This window comes from Bradyrhizobium sp. T-1 (assembly GCF_053592855.1).
Map to the genome: position 1 here is coordinate 7,539,519 of NZ_CM132115.1, position 26,349 is coordinate 7,565,867.

29 protein-coding genes are annotated in these 26,349 nt (G+C 64.4%); 7 read left to right on the forward strand and 22 right to left on the reverse strand.

Features of this window, described 5'->3' with window-relative positions; translation table 11 throughout:
• Window positions 1–8: 8 nt before the first annotated feature.
• From ACWAT4_RS36055 to ACWAT4_RS36105, 11 genes are all read right to left on the reverse strand, one after another.
• Window positions 9–347: a hypothetical protein gene (locus ACWAT4_RS36055; protein ID WP_212297433.1), complete on the reverse strand. Its 339-nt coding sequence runs from the start codon at window positions 345–347 to the stop codon at window positions 9–11.
• Window positions 348–446: 99 nt separating this feature from the next.
• Window positions 447–1,163 carry an MgtC/SapB family protein gene (locus ACWAT4_RS36060; protein WP_212297260.1) on the reverse strand — a complete coding sequence of 239 codons (717 nt, stop codon included), beginning with the start codon at window positions 1,161–1,163 and terminating at the stop codon, window positions 447–449.
• Window positions 1,164–1,193: 30 nt separating this feature from the next.
• Window positions 1,194–2,213, reverse strand: coding sequence for a WD40 repeat domain-containing protein (locus tag ACWAT4_RS36065; RefSeq protein ID WP_449729298.1), 1,020 nt, complete (start codon window positions 2,211–2,213; stop codon window positions 1,194–1,196).
• Window positions 2,213–3,262, reverse strand: a complete 1,050-nt coding sequence (locus ACWAT4_RS36070; protein ID WP_212297262.1) for a CobW family GTP-binding protein — start codon at window positions 3,260–3,262, stop codon at window positions 2,213–2,215. Before ACWAT4_RS36070 ends, ACWAT4_RS36065 begins: the two co-directional genes overlap by 1 nt.
• 57 nt (window positions 3,263–3,319) lie before the next feature.
• Window positions 3,320–4,183 (reverse strand): metal ABC transporter solute-binding protein, Zn/Mn family, encoded by an 864-nt coding sequence (locus ACWAT4_RS36075; protein WP_449731309.1) that lies wholly within the window; start codon window positions 4,181–4,183, stop codon window positions 3,320–3,322.
• 2 nt (window positions 4,184–4,185) lie between these two features.
• Window positions 4,186–5,055: a metal ABC transporter permease gene (locus ACWAT4_RS36080; protein ID WP_212426169.1), complete on the reverse strand. Its 870-nt coding sequence runs from the start codon at window positions 5,053–5,055 to the stop codon at window positions 4,186–4,188.
• Between the two features lie 6 nt (window positions 5,056–5,061).
• The gene (locus ACWAT4_RS36085) at window positions 5,062–5,814 is read right to left on the reverse strand and encodes a metal ABC transporter ATP-binding protein (protein WP_212426168.1); all 753 of its coding nucleotides are present in this window, start codon (window positions 5,812–5,814) and stop codon (window positions 5,062–5,064) included.
• Window positions 5,815–5,816: 2 nt separating this feature from the next.
• Window positions 5,817–6,065 (reverse strand): hypothetical protein, encoded by a 249-nt coding sequence (locus tag ACWAT4_RS36090; protein ID WP_449729299.1) that lies wholly within the window; start codon window positions 6,063–6,065, stop codon window positions 5,817–5,819.
• A gap of 171 nt (window positions 6,066–6,236) precedes the next feature.
• Window positions 6,237–6,737 carry a hypothetical protein gene (locus ACWAT4_RS36095; RefSeq protein WP_212297267.1) on the reverse strand — a complete coding sequence of 167 codons (501 nt, stop codon included), beginning with the start codon at window positions 6,735–6,737 and terminating at the stop codon, window positions 6,237–6,239.
• Window positions 6,734–7,345 (reverse strand): permease, encoded by a 612-nt coding sequence (locus tag ACWAT4_RS36100; protein ID WP_449729300.1) that lies wholly within the window; start codon window positions 7,343–7,345, stop codon window positions 6,734–6,736. Before ACWAT4_RS36100 ends, ACWAT4_RS36095 begins: the two co-directional genes overlap by 4 nt.
• Before the next feature lie 258 nt (window positions 7,346–7,603).
• Window positions 7,604–8,200 (reverse strand): superoxide dismutase, encoded by a 597-nt coding sequence (locus ACWAT4_RS36105; protein WP_014491764.1) that lies wholly within the window; start codon window positions 8,198–8,200, stop codon window positions 7,604–7,606.
• A 236-nt stretch (window positions 8,201–8,436) separates the two neighbouring features.
• Between ACWAT4_RS36105 and ACWAT4_RS36110 the strand changes: the two genes are divergently transcribed.
• Both ACWAT4_RS36110 and ACWAT4_RS36115 read left to right on the forward strand, forming a co-directional pair.
• Window positions 8,437–8,964 (forward strand): GNAT family N-acetyltransferase, encoded by a 528-nt coding sequence (locus tag ACWAT4_RS36110; RefSeq protein ID WP_212297269.1) that lies wholly within the window; start codon window positions 8,437–8,439, stop codon window positions 8,962–8,964.
• A 102-nt stretch (window positions 8,965–9,066) separates the two neighbouring features.
• Window positions 9,067–9,507 (forward strand): DUF2147 domain-containing protein, encoded by a 441-nt coding sequence (locus ACWAT4_RS36115; RefSeq protein ID WP_212426166.1) that lies wholly within the window; start codon window positions 9,067–9,069, stop codon window positions 9,505–9,507.
• Here the strand turns inward: ACWAT4_RS36115 and ACWAT4_RS36120 are convergent, their stop codons facing one another.
• Window positions 9,508–10,662: a DUF3095 domain-containing protein gene (locus ACWAT4_RS36120; protein WP_449729301.1), complete on the reverse strand. Its 1,155-nt coding sequence runs from the start codon at window positions 10,660–10,662 to the stop codon at window positions 9,508–9,510. It lies immediately after the preceding gene.
• Window positions 10,663–10,893: 231 nt separating this feature from the next.
• On the opposite strand from ACWAT4_RS36120, the gene ACWAT4_RS36125 reads away from it, so the two are divergent.
• The gene (locus ACWAT4_RS36125; RefSeq protein ID WP_212426164.1) at window positions 10,894–11,274 is read left to right on the forward strand and encodes a hypothetical protein; all 381 of its coding nucleotides are present in this window, start codon (window positions 10,894–10,896) and stop codon (window positions 11,272–11,274) included.
• Between the two features lie 11 nt (window positions 11,275–11,285).
• On the opposite strand, the gene ACWAT4_RS36130 is transcribed toward ACWAT4_RS36125, so the two are convergent.
• From ACWAT4_RS36130 to ACWAT4_RS36150, 5 genes are all read right to left on the reverse strand, one after another.
• A complete protein-coding gene (locus ACWAT4_RS36130; protein WP_212426163.1) occupies window positions 11,286–11,501 on the reverse strand; it encodes a hypothetical protein in 216 nt (71 codons plus the stop codon).
• Between the two features lie 127 nt (window positions 11,502–11,628).
• Window positions 11,629–12,351: an SDR family NAD(P)-dependent oxidoreductase gene (locus tag ACWAT4_RS36135; protein ID WP_212426162.1), complete on the reverse strand. Its 723-nt coding sequence runs from the start codon at window positions 12,349–12,351 to the stop codon at window positions 11,629–11,631.
• Entirely contained in the window at window positions 12,344–13,726 is a 1,383-nt protein-coding gene (locus ACWAT4_RS36140; protein ID WP_449729302.1) for a class I adenylate-forming enzyme family protein, read from the reverse strand. The genes ACWAT4_RS36135 and ACWAT4_RS36140 overlap by 8 nt, the downstream gene beginning before the upstream one ends.
• Window positions 13,713–13,958: an acyl carrier protein gene (locus ACWAT4_RS36145; protein WP_212297276.1), complete on the reverse strand. Its 246-nt coding sequence runs from the start codon at window positions 13,956–13,958 to the stop codon at window positions 13,713–13,715. The genes ACWAT4_RS36140 and ACWAT4_RS36145 overlap by 14 nt, the downstream gene beginning before the upstream one ends.
• Window positions 13,959–14,110: 152 nt before the next feature.
• Window positions 14,111–15,925 carry a long-chain-acyl-CoA synthetase gene (locus tag ACWAT4_RS36150; RefSeq protein ID WP_449729303.1) on the reverse strand — a complete coding sequence of 605 codons (1,815 nt, stop codon included), beginning with the start codon at window positions 15,923–15,925 and terminating at the stop codon, window positions 14,111–14,113.
• A 224-nt stretch (window positions 15,926–16,149) separates the two neighbouring features.
• Between ACWAT4_RS36150 and ACWAT4_RS36155 the strand changes: the two genes are divergently transcribed.
• Window positions 16,150–17,130 carry a Bug family tripartite tricarboxylate transporter substrate binding protein gene (locus ACWAT4_RS36155; protein WP_212297278.1) on the forward strand — a complete coding sequence of 327 codons (981 nt, stop codon included), beginning with the start codon at window positions 16,150–16,152 and terminating at the stop codon, window positions 17,128–17,130.
• Window positions 17,131–17,200: 70 nt separating this feature from the next.
• On the opposite strand, the gene ACWAT4_RS36160 is transcribed toward ACWAT4_RS36155, so the two are convergent.
• Window positions 17,201–17,485 (reverse strand): DUF3551 domain-containing protein, encoded by a 285-nt coding sequence (locus ACWAT4_RS36160; RefSeq protein WP_212426158.1) that lies wholly within the window; start codon window positions 17,483–17,485, stop codon window positions 17,201–17,203.
• Between the two features lie 428 nt (window positions 17,486–17,913).
• Here ACWAT4_RS36160 and ACWAT4_RS36165 point away from each other — a divergent pair, with 428 nt between their 5' ends.
• Window positions 17,914–21,048, forward strand: coding sequence for an efflux RND transporter permease subunit (locus ACWAT4_RS36165; RefSeq protein ID WP_449729304.1), 3,135 nt, complete (start codon window positions 17,914–17,916; stop codon window positions 21,046–21,048).
• Between the two features lie 12 nt (window positions 21,049–21,060).
• On the opposite strand, the gene htpG is transcribed toward ACWAT4_RS36165, so the two are convergent.
• The 4 genes from htpG to ACWAT4_RS36185 form a co-directional block, all read right to left on the reverse strand.
• Window positions 21,061–22,935 carry a molecular chaperone HtpG gene (gene htpG, locus ACWAT4_RS36170; RefSeq protein ID WP_212426156.1) on the reverse strand — a complete coding sequence of 625 codons (1,875 nt, stop codon included), beginning with the start codon at window positions 22,933–22,935 and terminating at the stop codon, window positions 21,061–21,063.
• 124 nt (window positions 22,936–23,059) lie between these two features.
• Entirely contained in the window at window positions 23,060–23,491 is a 432-nt protein-coding gene (locus tag ACWAT4_RS36175; protein WP_212297282.1) for a hypothetical protein, read from the reverse strand.
• A 251-nt stretch (window positions 23,492–23,742) separates the two neighbouring features.
• On the reverse strand, window positions 23,743–24,342 hold the full coding sequence (locus ACWAT4_RS36180; RefSeq protein ID WP_449729305.1) for a nuclear transport factor 2 family protein: 600 nt from the start codon (window positions 24,340–24,342) through the stop codon (window positions 23,743–23,745).
• A 150-nt stretch (window positions 24,343–24,492) separates the two neighbouring features.
• The gene (locus ACWAT4_RS36185) at window positions 24,493–25,299 is read right to left on the reverse strand and encodes a response regulator (RefSeq protein ID WP_212426154.1); all 807 of its coding nucleotides are present in this window, start codon (window positions 25,297–25,299) and stop codon (window positions 24,493–24,495) included.
• Window positions 25,300–25,516: 217 nt separating this feature from the next.
• On the opposite strand from ACWAT4_RS36185, the gene ACWAT4_RS36190 reads away from it, so the two are divergent.
• On the forward strand, window positions 25,517–25,750 hold the full coding sequence (locus tag ACWAT4_RS36190) for a NepR family anti-sigma factor (protein ID WP_212297285.1): 234 nt from the start codon (window positions 25,517–25,519) through the stop codon (window positions 25,748–25,750).
• A complete protein-coding gene (locus tag ACWAT4_RS36195) occupies window positions 25,750–26,298 on the forward strand; it encodes a sigma-70 family RNA polymerase sigma factor (protein WP_092288831.1) in 549 nt (182 codons plus the stop codon). The genes ACWAT4_RS36190 and ACWAT4_RS36195 overlap by 1 nt, the downstream gene beginning before the upstream one ends.
• Window positions 26,299–26,349: the final 51 nt, after the last annotated feature.

Below are 26,349 nucleotides of genomic sequence, written 5' to 3' on the forward strand. Positions count from 1 at the left end.
CGTCGCGGCTACTTGTCCTTGATTGGCGGCGCGACCTTTTCGGCCGGGGCCGGTGGCAGCGCCGGCTTGGCCGCACCTGCCGCGCCCTGCGTCTGCGGATCGGGGCGCGCGGGTTCGGGCGCCGGCGTGGTCGGGCGCTCACCGCCGGGTTTGGCCTCGGCGGGCGTCTTGTCCCGATCGTTGGACGGCGTGCCCTGCAAAGGCTGTGTTGCCTGTGCCAGCTCCACCCAGTTCTGGGCGCGGATTTGCGCCAGTGACATCGCTGACACCACAACGCCTGCCGCGAACAGCGAACAGGCAATCGTCAGGTCGAGCTTCAGATTTCGCTTGTCGTTTGGGCCGGGCATGTCGATCACCGCCTTTGTCCGCGGGATCAACGAATTTCTGCGACGGCGGTTCCGCACCCGGCGAAGCGGGAACCGCTCAGTCGCGCCAAAAGGCCGCGTCTATTCCGTCGTGCTGACTTCCCAGGTGGCGTGGCGCACGCCGGGCAAGTGCTGGAGATCGGTCGCCAACGCGTTCAGCTCGTTCGGATCGACCGCGGTTGCGACCAGCTTTGCCACGATCTCCAGAATGTCGTCACCGATCTCGACGACATCGACATCGGCCACCGGATATTTCGCGACCTCGAGCTTGTCGACCAGGCGGTCGCGCATGTCGGGTAGCGCATCGGCCGCAACCGCGAGCTTGAAGTAGTAGGTCGCTTCGATCGCCTTCTCGTTCAGAGGGATGCGGTTGATGGCATTGACCAGCGGACGCAGCATGGTGTTGCCGGCGATGACAAACACGGTCAGCGCGGCGGCCTGCGCGACCATGTCGGCGCCGGCGCAGGAGCCGACCGCGGCCGAGGCCCACAGCGTCGCCGCAGTGTTGAGCCCGCGCACGTCCATGCCTTGCTTCATGATGACGCCGGCACCGAGGAAGCCGATGCCGGAGACGACATAGGCGATCACCCGCACGGCACCGTCCGCGCCGTCCAGATGCATGGCGAGATCGACAAAGGCGGCGGCGCCAACCGCGACCAGCACATTGGTACGCAGGCCGGCTGTACGCTGGCGATACTGCCGCTCGGCGCCGATCAGCGTGCCCAGCACGAAGGCTGTGGTCAGGCTGACCAGCGTGTCGGCAAAATCAGCAAGCTGGAAAGTCGTCAGGAATCGCATGATTCCCTATACGGCCGGAATGATGACGGATTAAAGCTCCAGAAGTCCACCGTCCCCATTTTCGTCAGCGAACGCCAGCAGCGAGCCCTTGGCATTCCAGGCAAGCGCCGCGACGGGGGGCGTACCATTGCGGCGGACCAGAATCTCCGCGCCGTCCTCCATCCTCACCATCAGCACGGTGCCGTCGCTGTAGCCGGCGGCGAGGATGTCGTTCTTCGGATGGCAGGCGACGACAGACACGCGGGCCTGCAGCGGCGCGAGCATCGCGGGCTCCTTGCCCATCGGGCCGTCCTTGCTGCCGAACGGCCAGATGATGACGGTGTCGGCGCCCGAGGTCGCGAGCCCCTTGCCGCCCGCGCTCCAGGACATCGAGCGGACGCGGCCGGGATAGCCGGTCATGCGCATGTGCCTGTTGTCGGCGAGCCGCCAGCCGTGCAGCGCCGCCTCGTGCATCGAGGTGACCAGAAACTTGTTATCGGGGCTGAAGGTGACGCCGAGATGTGAGCCGGCCCAGGGCAGGAATTCGGCCGATCCTTCCATGTTCGGAAACCACAGCGTCGCGCCGTTGTAATGCGCGATCGCAAGCCGAAGTCCCTTCGGCGCGAAAGCAAGACCACCGACAGTCGAGGGCACCTCGAGCGACTTTTCGTCGTTCTTGCCGCTCTTGACGGTCGCCGTCTTGCCGGCCGACCAGGCGAAGGCGCCGTCGGCGTGCAGCGCCACCGCGTCGATCCAGCGCCGCTTCGGGTCGGTCGCGAGCAGCGTCACCTCGCCCTTGGCGTCGAGCGAGACGACCTTGCCGTCGTCGCCGCCCATGACAAGGCGCTTGCCGTCACTTGCCGTCGAGAGAATGCCGCCGCTGTGCACGGCAACCGTGGTGATCTCGCCCTTGGCGTCGACGAACGCGACATTCTCCTCGCCGCCGACGAAGGCGGCGCGGGGGCCAAGGAAATGCACCGAGGTCACGCCCATGCCGAGCGTAACCGGCTTGACCTTGTCGGTGACGGAGACGATCGAGGCGGAATCGGGGGCCGGCGTGAACTCTTTCATCACGAGACGATGCAGCTCTCGAAACCTTCGCGAATGGCCTTTTCCGGCAATTCACGGCCGATGAAGACGAGGCGGCTCTCGCGCGGCTCGCCCTCCTTCCACTTCCGCTGATGGTTGCCCTCCAGCATCATGTGGACGCCCTGGAAGACGTAGCGGTCGTCGTCGTCGTGGAAGGCGAGGATGCCTTTGGAGCGCAGGATCTTGCCGCCCTCGACCTGCACCAGGTTCTGCAGCCAGGGCATGAACACGTTCGGATCGAGCGGCTTGTCGGTCTTGAGCGACAGCGACTGCATGTCCTCGTCGTGATAGTGCTTCAGGCCATGACTGTGATCATGGTGATGATGGTCGTGGTCGTGATGATGGTGATGATCATGGTCGTGGTCATGATCGTCGGCCTCCAGGAAGTCGGGCTCGATGTCGAGGATACGATCGAGATCGAACGCGCCGCGGTCGAGCACATCCGCCAGCGCCACCGAGCAGCGCTCGGTGCGGTGGAGTTTCGCGTAGGGGTTGATACCACGAATGCGGGCCTCAACCTCGGCAAGCTCGGGCTTGGTGACGAGATCGGTCTTGTTCAGCACGATGACGTCGGCGAACGCGATCTGGTTCTTGGCCTCGGGCGCGTCCTTGAGCCGGTCGGACAGCCATTTGGCGTCGGCCACCGTGACCACCGCATCGAGGCGGGCGTTCTTCTGCACGTCCTCGTCGACGAAGAAGGTCTGGGCGACCGGCGCCGGATCGGCAAGGCCGGTGGTCTCGACGATAATGGCGTCGAACTTGCCCTTGCGCTTCATCAAGCCGTCCATGATGCGGACGAGGTCGCCGCGCACGGTGCAGCAAATGCAGCCGTTGTTCATTTCGAACACTTCCTCATCGGCGCCGATGATGAGGTCGTTGTCGATGCCGATCTCGCCAAACTCGTTGACGATGACGGCGTATTTCTTGCCGTGGTTCTCCGACAGGATGCGGTTGAGCAGCGTGGTCTTGCCGGCACCGAGATAGCCGGTCAGGACGGTCACGGGGATTTTGGAGGCGGTCGCTTCAGACATAACAACTCCGGATCGGGCTTTTCCGCGCGACGCGAGGCGGCGGGGTGGCCCCCTGCCCTAATGGTCAAGCGCGCTGGTCAGGGCCTTTATATTGTGCCTGACCATGTCAATGTAAGTGGGTGCGGCCCCCTTTTCGCCGGTCAAACCGTCCGAAATCAAGGTCCCGCCGACCTTGGCGCCGGTCTCGGCCGCGATCCGGCGGATCAGGCGGTCGTCGTTGATATTTTCCAGAAATACCGCCGGGATTTTCTGGGTCTTGATCTGGCCGATGATGGCGGCGATGTCCCGCGCGCTGGGCTCGGTTTCGGTGGAGACGCCCAGGGGGGCGACGAACTGGACACCGTATTCGGCGGCGAAATAGCCGAAGGCGTCATGGGTCGAGATCACCTTGCGCCGTTCCGGCGGAATTTTGGCCACGGCGTCCCGGACCTCGCGGTCGAGGACTTCGAGCTTTTCCAGATAGGCCTTGGCCTGGGTGTGAAAGAACTCGGCATCATCCGGGTCAGCGGTGGCCAGCGCGTTGACGATGTCGGTCACGTAGACCTTGGCATTGGGCACGGACTGCCAGGCGTGGGGATCGGCCGCCGAGCCGAGTTTTAGCGGCGCGATGCCGGCGCTCGCCGTGACCACCTGCGCCTTGCTGCCTGCGGACTGCACGAGACGCGGCAGCCAGCCCTCCAGCCCGAGCCCGTTGACGATGACAAGCCTCGCCTCCGCGACCCGCTTCGCATCGGCCGGCGCCGGCGTGTAGACGTGGACGTCGCTGTCAGGACCGACCAGTATTGTCAGATTGATGCGGTCGCCGCCGACCGTACGAACGAAGTCGCCGAGGATCGAGAAGCTCGCGATGACATTGAGCCGGTCCGCGGCCTGCAGGGGCGAGGCGATCAGCAGCAAAGCGAGGAGCAGCAGGAAGCGCATCGTCATGCTTCCAGATGCCGGCCGGGAAACATCTGCCTGACGATGCCGCCGACGCGGCCGAACAGGATGGAGACGATGTAGAACACCGTCGCCACAAGAATAATCGCAGGGCCCGAGGGCACGCGGGTCTGGAACGACAGCACGAGGCCGGCATAACCGGAGACAGCCGCGGCGATCACGGCGATGCAGATCATCACCGTGAGATCGCGCGACCAGAACCGCGCAATGCCCGCCGGCAGAATCATCAGGCCGACGGCCAGGAGCGTGCCGAGTGCCTGAAAGCCGTTGACGAGGTTGATGACGACGAGAGCGAGGAAGGCGAGATGCGCAGGCCCGCCGGCGCGGCTGACGGTGCGCAAGAACAAGGGATCAACGCTCTCGATCACCAGAGGCCGATAGATCACAGCGAGCACCAGCAGCGTCACCGTGGCGTTGAAGGCGACGACCAGCAGCGTCTGGTCATCCATCGCGAGAATGTTGCCGAACAGCACATGCAACAGGTCGATGTTGGTGCCCTTGATCGAGACGATGGTCACGCCCAGCGCCAGCGAGGCCAGATAGAAGGTCGCGAGCGAGGCGTCCTCTTTCAGCCCGGTCGAGCGCGCGACCACGCCGGCGAGAATCGCCACCGCAAAGCCTGCAATCAGTCCGCCGGCCGTCATCGCGAACAGATTGAGGCCGGACAGCAGAAAGCCGATGGCCGCGCCGGGCAGGATCGCGTGCGCCATGGCATCACCGACGAGACTCATCCGCCGCAGCATCAGGAACACACCTATTGGCGCGCCCGCCAGCGACAGCGCGATCACGGCGGCAAGCGCCCGCCGCATGAACTCGAATTCGGTGAACGGGCCGATCAGCGCATCATAGATCATCGGATATCATGCCGCCCGCCGGCGTCCATCCTCGGCGCAGGCCGTGGCACTGTCGTCAAAAGCCTCGCACATCCGCATCGCGACCATCAGGTTCTCCGGCGTCAGCACCTCCACCGTCGGTCCCCACGCCACGGGGCCCCGCGCCAAAATCAATGTCTCGCTGAAGTGCGCGCGCACCATCTCCATGTCGTGCAGCGCGGCCAGCACGGTGCGGCCCTCGGCGTGCCAGTGCTTCACCAGCGCGAGCAGATCGGCCGTGGTCTTGCTATCGATGGCGTTGAAGGGTTCGTCGAGCACGATCAGGCGCGCATCCTGGAGCAGCACGCGGGCGAAGAGAACGCGCTGCATCTGCCCGCCCGAGAGCGTTCCGATCGGGCGGTTCTCGAAGCCGTTGAGCCCGACGGAGGCGATCGCGCGCAGTATCTTTTCGCGCGCGGCCCTGCCGATGCCGCCGAACAGGCCAGTCCCGCGCCACAGCCCGGTGCCGACGAAATCGAATACCGAGATCGGGAAGGTGCGGTCGATGTCCGCGCTCTGTGGCAGATAGGCGATGTCGCGGGCGTCTAACCCGCCGAGATGGATGCTGCCGTCGAGCGGCTTGAGGATGCCGACAATGCCGCGCAGCAGCGTCGACTTGCCGGCGCCGTTGGGGCCGATCAAGGCGACCAGCGCGCCCGACGCGACCTCGCCGTTGAGATGGTGCACGGCCGGATGACGGTCATAGCCGAGTGTGACGTTGCGGAATGCGAGCTGTGCCATGGTCATCTCATCGCCAACCATACGATGCCCCAGAGCACGGCGCAGACGGCCATGGCGGCCGCAAGACGGCCGGCCATGGTCATGCGCAGGATCGACCAGGGCGCGTCCTGGGCCGGATGCGGCGAGGCCGCGTCGTGGACATGGGCGTGGGTGTGGTCGTGCCCGTGCGCATGCCCATGGTCGTGGGAGTGACCTTCGGAATGGCCATGAGCATGGTCGTGGTGGTGGGCGTGGGACGCGGCGGGAACCATGCCAGAGACGTTATATTATAACATTACGTCTGTCCACGACCCAGCGGCGTCATTCCGGGGCGCTACAGAGTAGCGAACACGGAATCTCGAGATTCTCCGGTGCGCAATTGCGCACCATAGGTCGATGCCTTGCATCGCCCCGGAATGACGTCCCAAGCGTCCACGCCTCGGTCAGGGCCTGCCGATCAGCATCGCGATGGCGGCGGCCACGAACGGGAACGGCACCGAGACGGCGCAGCGGAACCAGACGAAGCGGGCCGGCATGAACGGGATTTCCCACAGAATCACCCGCTGGAAGGCAAACAGGGCCCAGGCGACGACATAGGCGACCACCTGGGGTACCCCGCCGCCGGATTTCAGGGCGACCGTGCCGATCGAAAAGCCGATCACGGGACCGCCGGGGGTGGCCGCGCCGGCGACCACGGCTGTCGCCACCCCGAGCCAGCCGCTGTCGGGCCCTAGCCAGCCGGTGATCACCTCCTGCGGAATGATGGCTGCGATATAGCCGGAGCCGATCACGCCGAGTGCGATCCGCGGCACGATGTTGATGAAGTCCATCGAGCCTTCGCGCAGCGAGGCCTTGAACACCGGGGGACCACGGCGGAAGGCAATCAGGCCGACGCCGAACACCGAGCCCCACAACAGGATGTCGATCAGGAGCGCCGCGCTCATGCGGCATCCTCGTCGCTGTCGCGCTTCGGGTAGAGCCGGACATAGAAGAAGCGACCGAGCGCGCCGGCAAGCACCGGCAGCGGCAGCGAGATCACAATCCGCCACAGCGTGAAGTCGGTGCCCATGATCGGGATTTCCCAGGCGACTGCGCGGCCGTAACCGATCAGGGTCCAGCTCACGACCATGGCGATGGTGGCGCCGAAATCGGCGCCGACCGCGAGCAGCGCGCTTGCCACCGGATAGGCGGTGAAGGGACCACCAGGCAGGATCGCACCAAAGGCGGTGCCGATCAGAAGGCCCATCAGGCCGGATTTCGGGCCGAGCGAGCGCGAGACTTTTTCATGCGGCAGGATCTCCGAGATGAAGGCGCCGAGCAGGCATCCCGCCAGCACACGCGGCAGGATGCCTCCAAACAGCGAGAGGTCGTGGGTGAGGATGTCGAGAACGCCATCGGCGCCGTCACGCCGCCAGACCAGTCCTGCGCTCACGGCCACCAGCACTGCGATGATGATCGTCGACCAGCCGATCGGCTTGCGAACGCGCCCCGGCCGCGGCTCGGACTCCGCGTCCTCGGCAGGCGCCGGACTGTTCGGGGAAGGTTCTGACAATGGGTGTGGAGGCTCGAGGGGGATGCCCGTCCTGATTAAGGGCGCGCCCGAGGTGATGCAAACGATGTGATGACAGACCCGTGCCCGCGCCACGCAGGGCTGGTTCGCACCAGCAAAAGGCGGCCGCGTGAGCGGCCGCCTTTTTTACTTCCGTCATTCCGGGGCGGCGAAGCCGAACTCTGGTGCGCCGTTGCGCACCTGAGAATCTCGAGATCCCGGGTTCGATGCTGCGCATCGCCCCGGGATGACGACAGCGCCTTACGCCTTGTCGAACAGGGACTCGACGTATTCCCAGTTCACGAGGTTCTCGACGAAAGCCTTGAGATAGTCGGGGCGGCGGTTGCGATAATCGATGTAGTAGGAGTGCTCCCAGACGTCGCAGCCGAGGATCGGCGTGGCTCCGTGCACCAGCGGGTTCTCGCCGTTCGGGGTCTTGGAGATCTCGAGCTTGCCGTTCTTGACCTGGAGCCAGCACCAGCCGGAGCCGAACTGGCCGACGCCGGCCGCCTGGAAGTCGGTCTTGAACTTCTCGAAGCCGCCGAGGTCCTCGTTGATCTTCTTCTCGAGCTTGCCCGGCAGCTTGGTACCGCCGCCATTGGGCTTCATCCAGCTCCAGAAGTGGATGTGGTTGTAGTGCTGGCCGGCGTTGTTGAACACCGCGGGATTCTTGCCGAACGAGCCCTTGACGATCTCCTCAAGGGATTTGCCTTCCCATTCGGTGCCCTTGAGCGCGTTGTTGCCGTTGGTGACGTAGGCCTGATGATGCTTGTCGTGGTGGAATTCGAGCGTTTCCTTCGACATGAACTGGCCGAGGGCGTCATAGGCGTAAGGGAGAGGGGGCAGCGTGAATGTCATGGGTTCTTGTCCGCAACTGGTGGGGAACGTTCTAACGGTCACCCCTTATAGAAGGTTCCTGCGCCGTTAAATACCGCCAATTTGCGAAAAGGCGCGATGCGATCGCGTGGATTGATTGCACAACTTCGCCGCAGGCCAGTGGATGTTGACCCAAGGGTGCTGCAAAATATCATTGCCTTTGAAGCGCTTATGACAGAACGAATGCACCACGCAGCCGGGGACCGCAAGGCAGAGCCATGAGCATCGAGATCGACATTTTGAACGGCGACGCCTCATGGCCGATCGCACAACCGCTTTTCAAGGCAGTCTATCCGAGCGATGTGGTAGAGAAGCTGCCCTGGGGCCATATCAAATGGGCGAATCCCGATCTCCGCGTACTCATCGAGACGCCTGAGGACGGCCTCGTCTGCCATGCCGGCATCTATTTCCGCACCATCACCTGGAATGGACAGAAGGCGCATGTCGGCGGCATCGGCGGCGTCTGTACGCGCGAGGATCGCCGCGGCCGCGGCTATGCCACCATGGCGATCGACGCAGCCGTGCATACCATGCGCGCCAACGAGGCGGTCCGCTTTGCGCTCCTGTTCTGCGAGCCGCACAATGTCGCGTTCTACGAGGCCCGCAAATGGCAGTCCTTCAAGGGCGAGGTCTATTGCGAGCAGCCGGAGGGGCGCGTCCGCTTCGATTGCACGGCGCCCTACGTGTTCGACATCGTGCGCGCGCCGACGCTCGGCACCATCGACCTTTGCGGCCTGCCTTGGTGAGACGTTCTCCGGGGCAAATGAACGCAGCAATGTGATTCCATCCAGCGTTGCACTATCCTGCTGGGCTGCTATGGAGGCGCCTCCATTTTCGGGGCTCTCTCCATGTTCGACCGATTCGCCATGCTCTCCGTCCTCCTGGTTGCTCTCCTCGGCGCGACCGTCGCGCATGCGCAAAGTGCCGATGCGAGCGGGACCTGGCTGACCCAGGCGGGCGATGCGCGCGTGAAGATCAGCAAATGCGGCGGCGGTATTTGCGGTGTCATCGTCTGGCTGCGCGAGCCGCACGACACCGCGACCGGTCAGCCCGCGACCGACAGCAAAAATCCCAATCCCGCACTCGCCAAGCGTCCGATGATCGGACTGCCGCTGTTCTCCGGCATGCAGCCTTCGGGCCCGAACAAATGGTCGGGCCAGATCTACAATGCCGACGACGGCAGCACCTATGCGAGCAGCGTCTCCCTCACGGGCGCAGAGACCTTGAGGGTCGAAGGCTGCGTCGGCGCGCTCTGCGGCGGCGAGACCTGGTCGCGGGCAGGACGCTAATTAGCTCGCGGCCGCCGCCATCGCCTTCAAGGCCGTCGCCGCCGAGGCGTAACCGCCGCGCGCGCCGTCGATGAAGTGCACGTGGTCGCTGCGCAGCGCCGAGGGCGTGAAGCAGGTCATCATCGCCGCGTCCTGCTGATAAAGGCCGTAGCGCACGATGCCCTCGCGGGCCGCCGTCGCGAGACGATCGCTCAGCGCACGCTCGAGCTCCGGCGTGCAGTCGAGGATCATGCGCAGGCCGTCGTCATATTTGCGAAAGTCGGAATTCTCGACCACCTGGCGCTTGTAGACCTTTGGCAGGAAGCCGCCGACCTTGATGTCGAAGCGCATCAGGACATAAGCGAAAAACGTAAAGGCGAGCAGGCTGGCGCGGCGCTTGAATAGCGACCCGCCACGGATCGCCCGGGCCTCGTAGTCCAGGCCTTGCGGCGGCCATTTCAGCGGCGGCCCCTGCGGCGGCACGGGACGGCCGGACTCCGGACTGCGCTCGACGAGATGGATGATGTCCTCGATCACCTTGCGGAACGCCAGCGGATCGGCGCCCGCCGCCGGCATCACCAGCACCGACAGGATCAGTCCGCGCGAGGCCGGAATCACCTCGAAGCGGCAGGACAGGCCCGAGAGATCGGGCTGCGTGCCCCGCGGCGCCTCGGTGACGGCGAACTCACCGCGCTTCATCGCGGCGTCGGCCCAGGCGAGCCCTCCGCCGGAGAACATCGCATAGGACAGATTGGCCGACGGACCGAAGCGAGCGACGCGCACGTCCAGGCCCTGCGCGCGGATGGCGCTCACAGGCACCAGCGCAACACGCATCTTCAGATCGAGATCCTCCCGCACCCAGGTCGCGGTTGCGGCCAGCGCCTCGCGCGCAGCGTCGAGATCGCCAGGCGCGATCGCAAAACTTGCACCGTCGCCGCCGAACACGAAGGGAAATTCGCGCCCTCCCAGCGCGTTGGTCACGGCCGCGATCACGGCAGCGCCAGCCATGTTGACCGCCTTGTAGCGCTGCGCCGCGATCGCCTTGGTGGAATCGACGATGTCGGCGACGCCGATGCTCCAGTCCTCCGGCAGCGGGGAATAGAGCTTCGGCTCCATCAGGCTGGTGAAGCCGCGGAAGACAGGGATGCTGCTGTAAAAGGACTTGCCTGGGATCATCGCCTGATGCCGGATGGTTGGGAAGCGCGACCGAACGAGATACGTGGCAGGATCGATCCGGGTTCGCCGGGCGCCTCCTTTTCGAGGCCCGATCATTGGCCGAAATGATGCCGGACAACAAGGTCCCGCCGCGCCGCAATGCCGCACGTCGTTCTTGATCGGCATCAAACAGCCGGCCGGCAATCGCGCTTAGGGTTAAATCTTCTCAGAGGCTTGCACGGGACAATCGAGGTGTCTGACTTCGGCAGCAAGGATTCCACACCTCCGGTACGTCGACGTACCGACCTCGACATCATCAGTGCCGTCAAGATGCCGGAAGGGCTGACTGCGGCCGTGGATGCCTGGGCCGAGGCGCAGCATTTGTCGCGTGCGGGTGCGATCTGCAAGCTGGTCGAGCTGGGTCTCAAGATCGCCCCGGCGACGCCGACGTCACCACACGTCGCGGTCGCATCGGATGCCGCCAGGATCGAAGAAATCGCCGTGCACGAGCTCGAGGGACTGCTCGATCCCGCCCTGCCCGCCGACGAACGCGAACGCCGCATCCGCCGCTTGACCGAGGGGCCGCCGGAATTCTCGCACGAGCGGATTGATCTGCCGAAACCCCAGACGTAGGCGCCTGCGCGCTAGTGCAGCTTCTCATCCTGGCGCTTGCGCAAACCGGGTGCCGGCGCATCATGACAGCCGATCAGCCGCACGAATTGCTGCGGATACATTTCGTGGCCGTGGCTGCCGGAGTTTTGATGCGACATCGGCGGGCAACGGACATCGTCCGATTTCGCCGGCGATGGCTCCGCAGGTGTCCGGCCGTGACCCGCAACGGTCATATGAGGAGGGGCCATAGACTGCTCCCTGGCTTTTAGGGCAGTTCGATTGACGTAACCCAATCGATTACGAGACATCTTACGACCAAATCCGGCTCGATGTCATTGTGCCGGATCAATCCGATTGCGACGGCGGAGTTCCGCCTTAAGCCGTATTGCCTGCATCGATCGTGAACACGGTGCCGGTCACGTTACGGCCGCCATCGCCCAGCAGATACTCCACCATGCGCGCGACGTCGTCGGTCTCCGGCAGGCGGCGCAGTGCGCTGCGGCCGGCGATGCGCTTGCGGCCATCCTCGGAGAGGTTATGCGTCAGCTCGGTGTCGATGAAGCCGGGCGCGATCGCGTTCACGGTGATGCCGAGCTTGCCGACCTCGCGCGCGAGCGAGCGGGTAAAGCCGGTGGCGGCGGCCTTGGTCGCGCCATAGACCGAGAGCCCGTTATAGCCCGTCGTCGCGATGATCGACGAGATGCTGATGATGCGGCCGGCGCCATCCGCCATCATCTGGCGGGCGACATATTTGGTGAGGATGATCGGCGACAGCACGTTGAGCTGCACCAGCGCCTCGATCTCGGAATTGTGCATGGTGGCGAGCAGGCCCTCGGTACCAAGGCCCGCATTGTTGACGAGGCCATAGGTCGGGCCGAACTCGTTCCGCACAAGCTTTGCGAAAGCCGGGATCGCGTCGATCACGGCGAGATCGCAGGCGCGGAAATGCAGGCGTCCCCCGGAAGCGGCAATCGCGGCCTTGAGCTCGTCGCTCTCGCTCCGCGCCGCTGCAATCACGTTGTAGCCGGCGTCAACCAAGCGCTTGCCGATCGCAAGACCGATGCCGCGGCTGCCGCCGGTAACCAGGACATTATGCATCGGTGCGCGCCAGTTTGCCGGCCGGGGTGACCTCGAGCGCCTCGACGAAGCGGATCACCGCAGGCACCTTATGCGAGGCGAGCTGCGCGCGGCACTGATCCAGGATCTGGTCGCGGATTTCCTTCGCTCGCGCCTGGTCGGTGCCATCGGCGAGGACCACGTCGGCGACGACGATGCCGCCCGTGATCGGGCTGCGCCGCGATTTTGCCCGCGACATCCGCACGTCGGGATGCCGGTTGATCGCCGCTTCGATCTCTTCGGGATGAACCTTGAGCCCACCGATATTGATGATGCCGCCACGGCGGCCGACGAAATAGTAACGGTCACCGCGCAATTCCACGATATCGCCGCTGTCGACGAACCCGTCGCCGTCGGTGAGTGCGGCCGCGTTGCGGCCGATATAGGCATGCGCCGTTCGCGTCGAGCGGATGCGCAGCGAGCCGTCGACGACCTTCATCTCGACGCCGTTGCGGTTGCCGAGATAGTTGGCCGGAAAGCCTTCGAGCCCGTCATTGACGGCGAAGCCGACGCCGGCCTCAGTCGAAGCATAGGCATGGCCGACGGAAGAATTCGGGAATGCGGCCTTGAGGCCGTCGAGCACCGCTTGGTCGGCGATCTCGCCGGAGAGGCGAACATAGCGTGGGGCGAATTGCGCCGCCGAACCGCTCATCAAAAGCTTGCGCCAGTGCGAGGGCGTGCCTGAGATGTGGGAGACGCCGCGTGCATTTAGCCGGGCGATGTGGTCGGCAAGCGCCTCGTGCGGGTCCGACAATACCATCGAGCCACCCGAGAGGATCGCGCGGAGGAAAATCTGCAGGCCGCCATAGCGGCGGATGTCATAGAACGTGGCCCAGACCGGCACGGGCCCCTTGGCGGGGCCTTCGGCAACGATCGCGCCGGTGAGCGCCTCCAGCGTATGACCGACGATCTTCGGCACGCCCGATGTGCCCGAAGTGAGCATCAGCCATTCGGTCGCGCGCTCGGTCTGCGGGGGTCGCGTGGCTTGAAGCGGCAATTGTGCTGTGACCACCAGCGACACGCCGGTCGCGGCCCAGCGATCGGGCTCGTCGGTGACGACGGCATCGATCCCGGCATCCGCGATCAGCGCGTCCAGATGCGCGGGATCGAGATCCGGCGGGCACAACAGCATGCGACGTGCGATGCCGTCGAGCTCGATCATGGCAATGCCAGACCTGAGCTGGTCTGACAGCCTCAGCAAGACGGCGCGGCCGGACAGCTCGCGCAAGCGGCCACCCAGCACGGTCCGCGACAGGATATCAGTCAGCGACACCACATGGTGCGCGTCCGACAGCGTACGGCCCTTTAGCTCCGCGCCGAGATAGTCACGGAGCGCAAAAATCTCACGCGGGGACATTTTCGTAGGCCCGCACGAAATCGCCTACGGTGGCGGGGAACGCAGCGTCCTCGGAAATGGTGAAGGGATCGACGCCGGTTTCGTCCTCGAGACGCGCGACCAGGATCGCGAAGGCGAGCGAGTCGAAGCCCGTCTCGTGCAGCGACAGATCGTCCGAGAGTGCGGGAAGCTTGACGTTCTGCTCCTTGGCGATCTGCTGGATCGCTTCGATGACCTTAGACCTTACCGACATGGCTTGCTCGCCTCTTGCTTAGTTAATCGATCGTATTTTCTTGCGGCGGCTCATGAAGACCGCCTCCCATGGCCGCTTGTTTACCCGACAGAAGTAAATGGCCTCTTCGACAATTCAGATAAAATTGGACCTATCTCTTGATTTTGCCACGGCTACAGCCTGATCGTGCCGTCCAAGATCTGCGCATACGTCCCGGGATCGAGTGCGACATAGGCGCCGGAGTCCGGATCGCGCATGAACATCGGATCCGCCACCGCGCCCGGGTCAAAACCTTCGCGGGCGAGCTCGCCCTTCTTCTGCTTGAAAGTCTCGGTCGCATCGAGCTCGCGCGAGATCCGGACGAAGACGGGGCGGGCATAGACCGGCAGCCGCTGCGCGAGGTGCGCAGACAGTGCGGCGATATCAAATCCCTCGTTCACGACGATCGCGCTCATGCCGGCGCGGCCATCAGTGCCGGGAATGCTGACACCATAGGTGGTCGCATCGACCACACCGGTGAAATCGCGCACGGCGTCGTTGACCTCTGATGTCGCGACGTTCTCTCCCTTCCAGCGGAAAGTGTCGCCGATGCGATCAACGAAATGAAAGAAGCCCCTGTCGTCGAGCCGCATCAGATCGCCGGTGCGGAACCAGGCATCGCCCTTGGCAAAGACGTCGCGCAGGATCTTCTTTTCGGTCTCGCCGGCTTCGGTATAGCCCTCGAAGCGGCCACCGCCCTCATCTGCCCTGCCGATGCGGCCGATGGCCTCTCCAGCTTCTCCGCGGGCGCAGGAGATGCAAAAGCCCTCGTCGTTACGCAGCGGCGCGCCGCTACCCGGATCGAGCCTGACGAGCCCCGCAGGAAAGCGATGTGCAAGCAGCGGCGGGATACGCCCGATTGCGCCTGGCTGTCCCTCGACGTTGAACAGCGAGAAATTACCTTCGGTCGCGGCGTAGAATTCGAGAACGCGGGGAATAGCGAAGCGGCCCTGGAAATCCTCCCAGATGTCGCCGCGCAGGCCGTTGCCGCAGGCAAGCCGCAGCCGGTGGCGATTTTCGTATTCCGACGGCGGCGCCTTGAGCAGATAGCGACAGAGCTCGCCGATATACTGGAACAGCGTGCAGTCGTGCCGCACGATGTCGGGCCAGAAGTTCGACGCCGAAAACTTCTCGGCGATCACCACCGAACCGCCGGCGGCGAGCATGCTGCAGGGCGCGACAATGCCGCCGACCGAGTGAAACAGCGGCAGGCAATCGTAGAGCCGATCCTGTGGCATCGCGCCGGTGAGGCCCGCGAACCAGAGCCCCCAGTTGAGAATGCGGCGATGGCTGATGCTGGCGGCCTTCGGCAGGCCGGTGGTGCCGGACGTGTAGATCAGCAGCGCGCGGTCGTCGATGGTGACCTCGCCGTGCTCCTCCGGCAAAAGCGGTCCGTCATCAAGCGCGGCGAGCGCAACGTCGATCGCGCGCTCACTTCGGGCGTCGCCGTGGGTCCAGATCGTGGCCTCCGTCTTCAGATGCGGCGTTGCGCTCGCCAGCGTCTCGGCGAGTTCATGCGCGACGATGATATGCGATGGCTTGGCGACGTCGACGCAATGCGCGAGAGATTTCCCGACAAGCTTGGTGTTGATCAGCGCCACCACGCCGCCGACACGGCTGATGCCGAGCCAGGCTGCGACATAATCGATGCCATTCGACATGATCAGGCCGACAGTATCTCCCTTGGCGACGCCGACCGAGCGCGCCCAGCGCGCATAGCGGTTGGTGCGCTTCGACAAACCTTCATAGTCGAGCGTTGTGTTGTCCGTGACCAGTGCGATGCGGTCAGGCTGGCGTCGGGCCCAATCGTCGACGACGTCCGCGAACAGACGGCCTGGCAGCGTCTCGATCCTCGCGGTCAACTCGATCGCCTTCAGCCAGATCTTTGAGGCCGAGGGCGCGCGCGCGGCTTTGGGTTGCTCGATGACGCCGATGGTCATGCCGTTCATTCTTTCGGACGGTATCTGCTTGTGTCGGCAGATTAGCTCGCTCGTCCTGCGCAGGTGTTAAGAGACAAGGTAAAACTCGGTTAGCTCTCGATTAACTGCAATCATCCTTTACCAAGCCGACCGGAACGACGTGCGACCCGGCGCAATTCTTGCGATAGCAAATCCAGTCAGTCAGGCGCGCTGCGCGTGCCCCTCGCTCCGCGAGAGATGAACTGGAGGCCACGATGATTACCAGGCGACATTTCCTTCAGACCGCTGCGTGCGCCGTGGCGACACTTGCGGCGCCTCGCGCCTTTGCGATCGGCAACCCATCCTATCCGTCGCGGAGCGTGAAATGGGTGGTGCCCTATGCGCCCGGCGGGGCCACCGACGTATTGTCGCGGCTGATCTGCCAGCGCCTGTCCGAACGGCTCGGGCAGACCTTCGTGGTCGAGAATAAACCCGGCGCCGGAAGCAATATCGGCACGCAAGCGGTGATCACCTCCGCACCGGACGGCTACACGTTGCTGCTGACCTCGACCGCGAATGCGATCAACGCCTCGTTCGATCCGGCACTGCCTTACGATTTTGCCAAGGGCATCGCACCGGTTGCCGGCGTCGCGCGCATCCCCCTGGTGCTGGTCGTCAGCAATGACTTGCCGGTGAAGAGCGTCGCGGACTTCATCGCCTACACCAAGACCAATCCCGGCAAGGCGTCGATTGCCTCATCCGGCATCGGCACCTCGCTGCACCTTTCCGGCGAGCTGTTCAAGTCGATGGCCGGCGTGCAATTCACCCACGTGCCGTATCGCGGCTCGGCGCCGGGCCTGACCGACGTGATGAGCGGCCAGATCCAGGGCATGTTCGACAATGTCACCTCGTCCTTCGAGCTGGTGCGCGCCGGCAAGCTGCGCGCGCTCGGCGTCACCACGCGCGAACGATCGGAGATCTTGCCCGAGGTGCCGCCGATCGCGGATTCGTTGCCCGGTTACGAGACGAGCTCGTTTTACGGCGTCGGCGCCCCCTACGACACGCCGCGCGAGATCGTCGACCTCCTCAATCGCGAGGTCGACGCGGCGCTGTCCGATCCCGGGATCAAGGCCCGCATCGCCGAGCTCGGCGCGATCCCGCTGCACGGCAATGCCGGCGAGTTCGGCGGCATGCTCACCGCCGAGACCGAGCGCTGGCGCAAGGTCGTGGAGCTGTCGGGGATCAAGAAGGATTAGCCTGCGGCCTCTGCACGGCAGGAGAACCGATTACCCTCACTAGGTGATCGCGCGGCACTAGCCGCTGCGGTCAGTACACCTTCTTGTGACGCTTGCGCGGCGGGGGCGGCGCATCAAAAGCGTAGTAGGGATTGACGTCGCAGCTGGCCGCGAGGCCCGATGCCGTCGCACGGCACTGCGGCAGCGATGTGAAGGAGCAGTCGAAATAATTGCCGCCACCAGCGCCGAAGCCACCGCCGCCGCCCGTGTAGACGTGCATGCACACCGGGTAGCGCGGATCATAAGTCTGAGCGCTGGCATCTGCCGCGACGAACAGCGTCGCAATGGCGGTGAGGGTCAGGAGGGGGACACGCATCGGACAAGTTCCTCGAATCGGTAACAACGGCAGGCGTTATGTCATTTCGATATGGCACGGCAGCGCGGAAGAAGCGACCGTTCCTACTCATACCTCTCCCGCTTGTGACAGGCAGCAAAAATGATGCGACACAGCGCCGTAACGATCCGAAACCGGGAAGAGGCTCCGCGTTCGACCTGCATCGAACGCATATCTTGCCACGTGCCATCCTTCGACAAAGGTCGCAGGCAGTTGACGCAGGAAATCGTTCGCAGGCCTGAGCGAACCGACTAGTCTTTCGACCACAACGCCGGCTCCGGACCGATGACGTTCCGGGGCGATCAACAAGCATATGGGCTGAAGGAAACGCACATCCGCGCTCGAACTCTCGAGCGCGGCTCCGCCGTGGGCGGCGAGAAGATGCGCTGGCCGGTCTGTGGTTTCAGGGCATGCAAGAGAGCATCTCGTCTCCGTTCATCCGCTATCCCATCGGCACCTCATTGCTGATGGCCGGCATCCTGTTCGTAGGTCTCGTGGCCTACCCCCTGCTGCCGGTTGCACCGTTGCCGCAGGTCGACTTTCCGACCATCCAGGTTTCCGCGTCGCTCCCCGGCGGCAGCCCCGAAACCATGGCCTCCTCCGTGGCGCAGCCGCTCGAGCGCCAGCTCGCGCAAATCCCCGGCATCACGCAGATGACCTCGACGAGCTCGCTCGGCTCGGCATCGATCACCATCCAGTTCGACCTCAACCGCCTGATCGACGCCGCCGCCAACGACGTGCAGGCCGCGATCAACGCGGCGAGCGGCCAGTTGCCGAAGAACCTGCCCTCGCCGCCGACCTACCGGAAGGTCAACCCGGCAGATTCGCCGATCATGATCCTGTCGGCGACATCGGAGACCCTGCCGCTGACGACTGTCAGCGACCGCACCGACGCCCAGCTCGCGCAACAGATCAGCCAGATTCCCGGCGTCGCCCAGGTGTTCGTCGGCGGGCAGCAGAAGCCCTCGGTGCGCATCCAGGTCGATCCGGCCAAGCTGGTCGCCAAGGGCCTGTCGCTGGAGGACGTGCGCAGCCAGATCGCGATCGCGACCACGGACAGCCCGAAGGGCAATATCGACGGCACGAGGCGCGCCTACACGGTCTACGCCAACGACCAGCTGCTCGAGGCCGGTCAGTGGCAGGACGTCATCATCGCCTATCGCAACGGCGCACCTTTGCGGATACGCGACATCGGCGAGGCAGTGTCGGGACCGGAGGACATGAAGACCGCGGCCTGGGCCGACGGCAAGCGCGGGGTGTTCCTGGTCATCTTCAAGCAGCCCGGCGCCAACGTCATCGAGACGGTCGACCGCATCAAGCAGAAGCTGCCGCGGCTGATCGCGGCAATTCCGCCCGCGATCAGCATCAAGATCATCAGCGACCGCACCATCACCATCCGCGCCGCAGTCGACGACGTACAGATCACGCTCATGATCACCATTGTGCTCGTGGTAATGGTGATCTTCATCTTCCTGCGCAGCTTCTGGGCCACGATCATTCCGAGCATCACCGTGCCGCTGGCGCTGCTCGGCGCCTGCTCGCTGATGTGGGTATTTGGCTACTCCCTGGACAATCTCTCGCTGATGGCGCTGACCATCGCGGTCGGCTTCGTGGTCGACGACGCCATCGTGATGCTGGAGAACATCACGCGCTATGTCGAGCGGGGCGAGAACCCGGTCACCGCCGCCTACAAGGGGGCGGCCGAGATCGGCTTCACCATCGTCTCCATCAGCATCTCGCTGGTCGCCGTGTTGATCCCGCTGCTGTTGATGGGCGGCATCATCGGCCGGCTATTCCGCGAATTTGCGGTGACGCTGTCGATGGCGATCTTCGTCTCGCTCGTCGTATCGTTGAGCCTGACGCCGATGATGGCCTCGCGTTTCCTGCGTTCCGACCACGAGGCCCGCCATGGCCGCTTCTATCAATGGAGCGAGCGGCTGTTCGAGCGCCTGCTCGGCGCCTATGAACGCGGCCTCGATCTTGCGCTGCGCCACAGCCTCATCACGCTCTGCGTCTTCTTCGCCACCGTCGCGCTGTCGGGGCTGCTGTTCGTCCTGATCCCCAAGGGCTTCTTCCCGCAGCAGGACAACGGCTTCCTCACCGCGGTATCGGAGATGCCTCAGGACATCTCCTTCGCCGAGATGAAGCGGCGGCAGGAGGAGCTCAATGCCATCGTGCAGGCCGACCGGGCCGTCGATTCCATCGCGATGTTCATTGGCGGGGGCGGCACGGCACTGAATTCGGGGCGCATGTACGTCACGCTGAAACCGATCGGGGAGCGCAACGCCAACGCGCAACAGATCATCGCGCGGTTGCGGCCGAAGCTCGCCGAGGTCGAGGGCGCACGTCTCTATATGCAGGCCTCGCAGGACGTGCGGCTCGGCGGCCGCGCCACCCGGACCCAGTTCGAGTTCACGCTCCAGGACGCCAATCTATCCGAGCTGAACACCTGGGCGCCGAAGATCCTCACGGAGATGAAAGGTCTGCCGGAGCTTCGCGACGTCGCCACCGACCAGCAGACCGAGGGCACGACGCTGCAGCTCACGATCAACCGCGACACCGCGGCACGCTATGGCATCCAGCCGCAGCTGATCGACGATACGCTCTACGACGCCTTCGGCCAGCGCCAGGTGGCGCAATATTTCACGCAGACCAACAGCTATCATGTGGTGCTCGAGATCACCCCGGCTCTGCAGGGCAAGCTGGACACGCTCGACAAGCTCTACATCAAGTCACCGCTGACCGGCGACGAGGTCCCGCTTTCAGTCATCTGCAGCTGGAACAACGAACCGGTGCGGCCGCTCGCGATCGCGCATCAGAGCCAGTTTCCGGCGGTGACGATCAGCTTCAACTTGGCCGAGGGCATTGCGCTGGGACAGGCGACCGCCGCCGTGGTACACGCGGCAGGCGAGATGGGGGCGCCGCCGACGCTGTCCATGAGCTTCCAGGGGACCGCGCAGGCATTCCAGCAATCGCTCGGCACCGTGCCGATGCTGATCCTCGCCGCACTCGTCGTGGTCTATCTGGTGCTGGGGGTGCTGTACGAGAGCTACATCCACCCGCTGACCATCCTGTCCACGCTGCCGTCGGCCGGCGTCGGCGCGATCGCGATCCTGATGATCTTCGGCTTTGATTTCAGCCTGATCGCCTTGATCGGCGTCATCCTCCTGATCGGCATCGTCAAGAAGAACGGGATCATGATGGTGGATTTCGCCATCGCCGCCGAGCGCGAGCAGCACCTGACGCCGGAGCAATCGATCCGCCAGGCCGCGCTGCTGCGCTTCCGGCCGATCATGATGACGACGATGGCGGCCCTGCTCGGCGGCGTCCCCCTGATGCTCGGCACCGGCACCGGCGCCGAGATCCGCCAACCGCTCGGCTACGCCATGGTCGGCGGTCTCATCGTCAGCCAGGCACTGACCTTGTTCACGACGCCCGTCGTCTATCTCTACCTCGACCGCTTCTCCAACGCGCTGTCACGCTGGATGGAGAAGAAGCCGGAGGCGGAGGTTGAGGACGAGGAGCAGAAGGATGCGGCGGAGTAGGCGCGACTCGCGTCAGCCCAGCCCCTGCAGCACCAGGCGGTTCAGCCGCGCCGCGAACGCCGCCGGATCCTCCGGCAGCTCGCCGTCCAGGATCTGCGCCTGTTCGAGCAGGAGCAGGCTGAGGTCGTCGACCGTGTTCGAGCCGGCCTGGGCCCTGGTGATCGCAGTGACCATCGGGTGGCGCAAATTGATCTCCAGGATCGGCTTGGTGCGCATGCCGCGGTTCTGCTGCGCCAGGATACGCTCGAGCTCGCGGCTCGGGCCCTGGCTGTCGGCGACGAGGCAGGAGGCAGAGCTGGTAAGGCGGGTCGAGGCCTTGACGTCGCTGACGCGCTCGCCGAGCGCTGCCTTGATCACCGCGATGGTGGCGGCTTCATCCGCCTCGGGCTCGTCCTTCTTCGCCTCGTCCTTGTCGTCGACGCGCGGGATCAGGTCGAGATTGAGATCGCCCTGGCTCAGCGACTTCAGCGGCTTGCCCTCGAACTCCGTCGGCATCGAGGTCCAGAACGCATCGACCGGATCGGACAGCAGCAGCACCTCGATGCCGCGCGCGGTCGCAGCTTCCAGCCGCGGACTGGACTTCAGCCGCTCGATGCTGTCGCCGACGAGATAATAGATCTCGGTCTGGTTCGGCTTGAAATCGGCCACGACATCCTTCAGCGCGCGCTTCTCACCGGTCGTGGTGGTGAAGCGCGATAGCGCGAGCAGCTTTTCGCGGCGCTCGAAATCCTCGTAGATGCCCTCTTTCAGCACAGCGCCGAAGGCGTCCCAGATCTTTGTGAAGTTTTCAGCGTCCTTCTCGGCCAAGCTTTCCAGCTCGTTGACGACGCGGGTCGCCACGGCTTTGCGGATCTGCGCCAGTTGCGGATTGTTCTGCAGCATCTCGCGCGAGATGTTGAGCGGAAGATCCTCGCTGTCGACGACGCCGCGGATGAAGCGGAGATAGCCCGGCAGCAGATCCGCATCGTCGGTGATGAAGACGCGGCGGACATAGAGCTTGACGCGGCCCTTGCGGTTCGGCTCGAACAGGTCGAACGGCTTCGTCGACGGTGCAAACAACAGCACCGCGTAGGAATAGCGCCCCTCGGCGCGGTAGTGCAGCGTCATTGCCGGGTCGTCGAAGGCGGACGCGATCTGCTGATAGGCCTTCTTGTAGTCTTCCGTCGAAAGCTCGGACTTCGAGCGCTGCCACAGCGCGCTCGCCGAGTTGATCTGGCGCGGCTCGCCCTCTTCCGGCACGAGCTCGATCGGGAACAGGATATTGTCGGAGTAGGCGCCGACGATACGCTCGATCTCGTATGTTTCGAGATATTTCTTGGCGTCGTCCTTCAGGTGCAGGACGATCTCGGTGCCGCGCGTCACGCGTGCCGCGTCCTCGTCGCTTGCCCGCGCGATCTCGAAGCCGGAACCGCCGGATGACGTCCAGGTCCAGACATCGCTCTCGCCGGCGCGGCGGCTGATCACGACGATCTTTTCGGCGACCATGAAGGCGGAATAGAAGCCGACGCCGAACTGACCGATCAGACCGAGGCCGTCCTTGGCCTCCCTCAGCTTCGACACGAACGCCTTGGTGCCGGAGCGGGCGATGGTGCCGAGATGGTCGATCAGCTCCTGCCGCTCCATGCCGATGCCGTTGTCGGCGATCGCGAGCGTCGTGGCCGTCTTGTTCGGAATGATCCGGATCTTGAGGGCGTCGCCCTCGCCGAGCAGGGCCGGATTGGCGATCGCCTCATAGCGCAGCTTGTCGCAGGCATCCGAGGCGTTGGAGACGAGCTCGCGCAGGAAAATGTCGGTCTCCGAATAGACGGAATGCACCATCAGGTGCAGCAGCTCGGAAACCTCAGCCTGGAAAGGCTGCGTATGCGTGGCCGTATCGGACGTCGTCATGCGTTTACCCGCTCAATCGGAAATGGAGAAAGCCGGGATATAGCGCGATGGGATAGGGGATCAAGTGGACGCACAAAGCCGCCCTCCCGAAAGGAGGGCGGCTTTGCATGAGGGCCGACGCGGATCAGGTCACGCAGCGGCCGGGCTGGAGCAGTTTTGCGACCTCGGTCAGGGAGCTGACCATCGGCTCGCAGGCAATCGTCGGCTTGCGGCCCGGCTTCAGCAGCGTCGGAGCCGGCTTCGCGTTACCGGTCTCGATGACCGCGGGAACGCGCAACAGCACCGACGTATCCGGCAGGTCGTTCAGCCGCATCGAGACGGTGCGGGTGGGAACCGCAGCCGGCTTCAGGTCGCCGAGCCGGTCGGACTTGCTGGTGCGATTGACGTTGTGAGTTGCGACGTTGCGGCCGGGGATTTGGTTCGGCTGGTCGACGACAGCTTGCCAGCGGTCGGCCAGATCATGGCCGGAGGCCAGTTGCACGGCGCCGACCTGTACGGCGCCAAGCGTCGCAGCAATTGCGACGGCACCCAAAAATACCTTTTGAATCTGTGACATGATTGCTGGTCCCTCGCCCCATGGCGATCGCGGGAACAACGCGAGGGGAGGACCGGAGTTTCCCAGACGTTAAGATCACTTAACCGTGTGCCAAATTCACTGCACCCCGCACAAAAATATTTGCAACCGCCTGGAACGACTCCCGCACCTGGGAGTCGTTTCAACAGCCGGCTATTCCCCCCTGCCCCATAAGCCGGTGACGTAGGGCGCGACTGTGGTGATGCCAGTCGCGCCTTACTTTTGTCTGGCGTTCACTTCGCCTTCCCCGCGAGCCAGTCCCGCCCTTCGCCATAGAGCTTCTCGACCTCTGACCCGATCAGGCCCGGCATGTCGCGCTTGACCTTGTAGCCGATCAATTCTTGCATGTAGGCGAGGTGGCGGTAGCCTTCCGGCAACGCGGCGAGGGTCTGCTGATCGAGGCGGAGCGTCGCGGCGGGATCGACCGGGTCAATCCGGTCTTTCTCGTAGATCGGCTGGCGGCGGACGATGCCCCACTTGCCCTGCCGCTTCTCCAGGAAATCGTAGAATCGGCCGGTGCAGACGACGTCGCAGAGCACGTCGTGCACCACGGCCCGCTGCGAGATCGTCATCTTGGTCTGCGCAATGGCCCGCTCGCCCGAAAGATCGATGCTGGTGCCGCCGAGGAAATGCAGGATGCGCACGCCCTTGGCAAAGCCTTCCTGGCTGACGCGCATGAAATCGCGTGCCGGCCCCTGAAACCAGGTGGCGGACATCCACCCCTCTTCATGCCAGACGGTGGCAAAGCGTTCCCAGTCACCAGCGTCGCGCCACACCGCCCAGTTCTCGACGAGGTCGCGAATGGCGAGGCGGTCGAGCAGTTGCTGGTCCATGGGCATCTCTCCAATTCGGGCGATGCGCGAGGTATGGGCGGCGCACGCAGCGCCCGTCAAGCGGGCACGAAAAATCCGGCGTGCCTCGCAGCACGCCGGATCAGATTGCCGAATGACGGATCGTTGCCTGTTACCGCCGCGGGCGCCTTGTTACGCCGCCGGCGCTTTGGGCGTGCGGTTGCGCGAGTTGCGCTGGAAGAACAGCGCCTGGCTCGCCACCGCCGAGACCATCGCGGGCTGGAACGGCTTTGAGATCAGGAAGGCCGGCTCCGGGCGCTCGCCGGTGAGGAAGCGCTCCGGATAGGCGGTGATGAACACCACCGGTACCTCGAAGGTGCGGAGCAGTTCGTTGACGGCATCCAGGCCCGACGAGCCGTCGGCGAGCTGGATGTCGGCGAGGATGAGGCCCGGCCGCCTGTTCTTGGCCAGCGCCACCGCATCAGCATGAGTGCGCGCGACGCCGACGACGTTATGGCCGAGATTCTTCACCAGGCTCTCGAGGTCCATGGCGATGAAGGTCTCGTCCTCGATGATCAGGACGTCGGTTGCGATCTCGGCCGCCATCTCGCGGCCGGCAGCATCGGCCAACCGCCGTGTCTCGGCGACATCGGTCGCGAGAATATAGGCGACTTCCTCTTCCGAAAATCCTTCGAGGGAGAGCAGCAGGAAGGCTTGCCGCGGCAGCGGCGTGATGTTGGACAGCCGCCGCTCCGGCGGCATCGGCAGCGTCGCCACCTCGGAATCGTCGTTCACGGAGACCGAATTCCAGATCTGGGTGAACAGCCGGAACAGGCCGGCCCGGGGTCCATGGGTCTCGTCGAGCACCGACGGATCTCCCAACATGGCCTCCAACATGGCTGCGACGTAAGCGTCGCCGGAGGCCTGGCTGCCCGTCAGGGCGCGCGCATACCGGCGCAACAACGGCAAATGTTCAGCAACGAGCTGTGAACGGGACATCCCCACTCCATTCATCATCGGGCCAACCTTGACGAACCAGATGAGGGGAGGCCCGGGTTCCCCTGCTGGGGCTGATTACGCCTCAGGAGAAGAAAAGTTCCGCGGAGGGGGGAACTTTTTGTCGAACCTGGAATTGAACTCGTCCAGGGAACGGCTCCCGGTTGAGAAAACTTCTCGATTTTGCAGTCACTTAACTCGGGGAAACGTGGAACAGGTCATGAAAGATCTCAAGTCTCAAGCCAGCAAAAGCACGACCCCCGGCAAGGGAGGCCTAACTCCGGAGATTCAATCCCGGATTGGGCACCAACTGCGCGCCATGTACGACGATGTCGTACGGCAAGGGGTTCCGGACCGGTTCGCGGAGCTCATCAAAAAGCTTGATGCGCCGGGAGCTGGATCCCAAAACGAGAGTGGAGCTGGGGGCTCCAACGACAACCATGGGAGGGATTAATGCCTCTCACGAACTCCCTGCGTGACGACATCCTGGCGGCCGTGCCGAGCCTGCGCGCGTTCGCGATCTCGCTCAGCGGCAATGCGGACCGCGCCGACGATTTGGTGCAAGAGACGCTGCTCCGCGCACTCGCCAACATCGACTCGTTCCAGCCCGGCTCCAACCTGCCGGCATGGCTGTTCACGATCCTGCGCAACCTGTTCCGCTCCGACTATCGCAAGCGGCGGCGCGAGGTCGAGGATGCCGAGGGCAATTATGCCAAGACGCTGAAGACACAGCCCTCGCAGAATGCCCATCTCGAGTTCGAGGAGTTTCGCACCGCGCTCGACAAGCTTCCGCAGGACCAGCGCGAAGCCTTGATCCTGGTCGGCGCCTCGGGCTTCTCCTACGAGGATGCGGCCTCGATCTGCGGCTGTGCCGTCGGCACCATAAAGAGCCGCGTCAACCGCGCGCGCTCGAAGCTCGCCGCACTGCTTTATGTCGACGGTGCCGAGGACTTCGGACCCGACGAGACCGTGCGCGCCGTCATCGGCGGCAGCGGCGGATAACGCGTCAATCGACTGAAGGCGTCAGCTGTGAGGACGGCCGTTTGCGCGGCC

What these genes read in the sequence shown, in the direction of transcription:
- ACWAT4_RS36090 (WP_449729299.1), bottom strand. Translation starts at nt 6,065, where the DNA reads ATGGTTCCCGCCGCGTCCCACGCCCACCACCACGACCATGCTCATGGC.
- ACWAT4_RS36195 (WP_092288831.1), top strand. Translation starts at nt 25,750, where the DNA reads ATGCCTCTCACGAACTCCCTGCGTGACGACATCCTGGCGGCCGTGCCG.
- ACWAT4_RS36140 (WP_449729302.1), bottom strand. Translation starts at nt 13,726, where the DNA reads ATGTCCCCGCGTGAGATTTTTGCGCTCCGTGACTATCTCGGCGCGGAG.
- ACWAT4_RS36190 (WP_212297285.1), top strand. Translation starts at nt 25,517, where the DNA reads ATGAAAGATCTCAAGTCTCAAGCCAGCAAAAGCACGACCCCCGGCAAG.
- ACWAT4_RS36120 (WP_449729301.1), bottom strand. Translation starts at nt 10,662, where the DNA reads ATGATCCCAGGCAAGTCCTTTTACAGCAGCATCCCTGTCTTCCGCGGC.
- ACWAT4_RS36075 (WP_449731309.1), bottom strand. Translation starts at nt 4,183, where the DNA reads ATGCGCTTCCTGCTGCTCCTCGCTTTGCTGCTGATCGCCTCGCCCCTG.
- ACWAT4_RS36080 (WP_212426169.1), bottom strand. Translation starts at nt 5,055, where the DNA reads ATGATCTATGATGCGCTGATCGGCCCGTTCACCGAATTCGAGTTCATG.
- ACWAT4_RS36065 (WP_449729298.1), bottom strand. Translation starts at nt 2,213, where the DNA reads ATGAAAGAGTTCACGCCGGCCCCCGATTCCGCCTCGATCGTCTCCGTC.
- ACWAT4_RS36175 (WP_212297282.1), bottom strand. Translation starts at nt 23,491, where the DNA reads ATGTCACAGATTCAAAAGGTATTTTTGGGTGCCGTCGCAATTGCTGCG.
- ACWAT4_RS36165 (WP_449729304.1), top strand. Translation starts at nt 17,914, where the DNA reads ATGCAAGAGAGCATCTCGTCTCCGTTCATCCGCTATCCCATCGGCACC.
- ACWAT4_RS36150 (WP_449729303.1), bottom strand. Translation starts at nt 15,925, where the DNA reads ATGAACGGCATGACCATCGGCGTCATCGAGCAACCCAAAGCCGCGCGC.
- ACWAT4_RS36145 (WP_212297276.1), bottom strand. Translation starts at nt 13,958, where the DNA reads ATGTCGGTAAGGTCTAAGGTCATCGAAGCGATCCAGCAGATCGCCAAG.
- ACWAT4_RS36155 (WP_212297278.1), top strand. Translation starts at nt 16,150, where the DNA reads ATGATTACCAGGCGACATTTCCTTCAGACCGCTGCGTGCGCCGTGGCG.
- ACWAT4_RS36135 (WP_212426162.1), bottom strand. Translation starts at nt 12,351, where the DNA reads ATGCATAATGTCCTGGTTACCGGCGGCAGCCGCGGCATCGGTCTTGCG.
- ACWAT4_RS36110 (WP_212297269.1), top strand. Translation starts at nt 8,437, where the DNA reads ATGAGCATCGAGATCGACATTTTGAACGGCGACGCCTCATGGCCGATC.
- ACWAT4_RS36070 (WP_212297262.1), bottom strand. Translation starts at nt 3,262, where the DNA reads ATGTCTGAAGCGACCGCCTCCAAAATCCCCGTGACCGTCCTGACCGGC.
- ACWAT4_RS36105 (WP_014491764.1), bottom strand. Translation starts at nt 8,200, where the DNA reads ATGACATTCACGCTGCCCCCTCTCCCTTACGCCTATGACGCCCTCGGC.
- htpG (WP_212426156.1), bottom strand. Translation starts at nt 22,935, where the DNA reads ATGACGACGTCCGATACGGCCACGCATACGCAGCCTTTCCAGGCTGAG.
- ACWAT4_RS36060 (WP_212297260.1), bottom strand. Translation starts at nt 1,163, where the DNA reads ATGCGATTCCTGACGACTTTCCAGCTTGCTGATTTTGCCGACACGCTG.
- ACWAT4_RS36055 (WP_212297433.1), bottom strand. Translation starts at nt 347, where the DNA reads ATGCCCGGCCCAAACGACAAGCGAAATCTGAAGCTCGACCTGACGATT.
- ACWAT4_RS36185 (WP_212426154.1), bottom strand. Translation starts at nt 25,299, where the DNA reads ATGTCCCGTTCACAGCTCGTTGCTGAACATTTGCCGTTGTTGCGCCGG.
- ACWAT4_RS36095 (WP_212297267.1), bottom strand. Translation starts at nt 6,737, where the DNA reads ATGAGCGCGGCGCTCCTGATCGACATCCTGTTGTGGGGCTCGGTGTTC.
- ACWAT4_RS36085 (WP_212426168.1), bottom strand. Translation starts at nt 5,814, where the DNA reads ATGGCACAGCTCGCATTCCGCAACGTCACACTCGGCTATGACCGTCAT.
- ACWAT4_RS36160 (WP_212426158.1), bottom strand. Translation starts at nt 17,485, where the DNA reads ATGCGTGTCCCCCTCCTGACCCTCACCGCCATTGCGACGCTGTTCGTC.
- ACWAT4_RS36115 (WP_212426166.1), top strand. Translation starts at nt 9,067, where the DNA reads ATGTTCGACCGATTCGCCATGCTCTCCGTCCTCCTGGTTGCTCTCCTC.
- ACWAT4_RS36180 (WP_449729305.1), bottom strand. Translation starts at nt 24,342, where the DNA reads ATGGACCAGCAACTGCTCGACCGCCTCGCCATTCGCGACCTCGTCGAG.
- ACWAT4_RS36130 (WP_212426163.1), bottom strand. Translation starts at nt 11,501, where the DNA reads ATGGCCCCTCCTCATATGACCGTTGCGGGTCACGGCCGGACACCTGCG.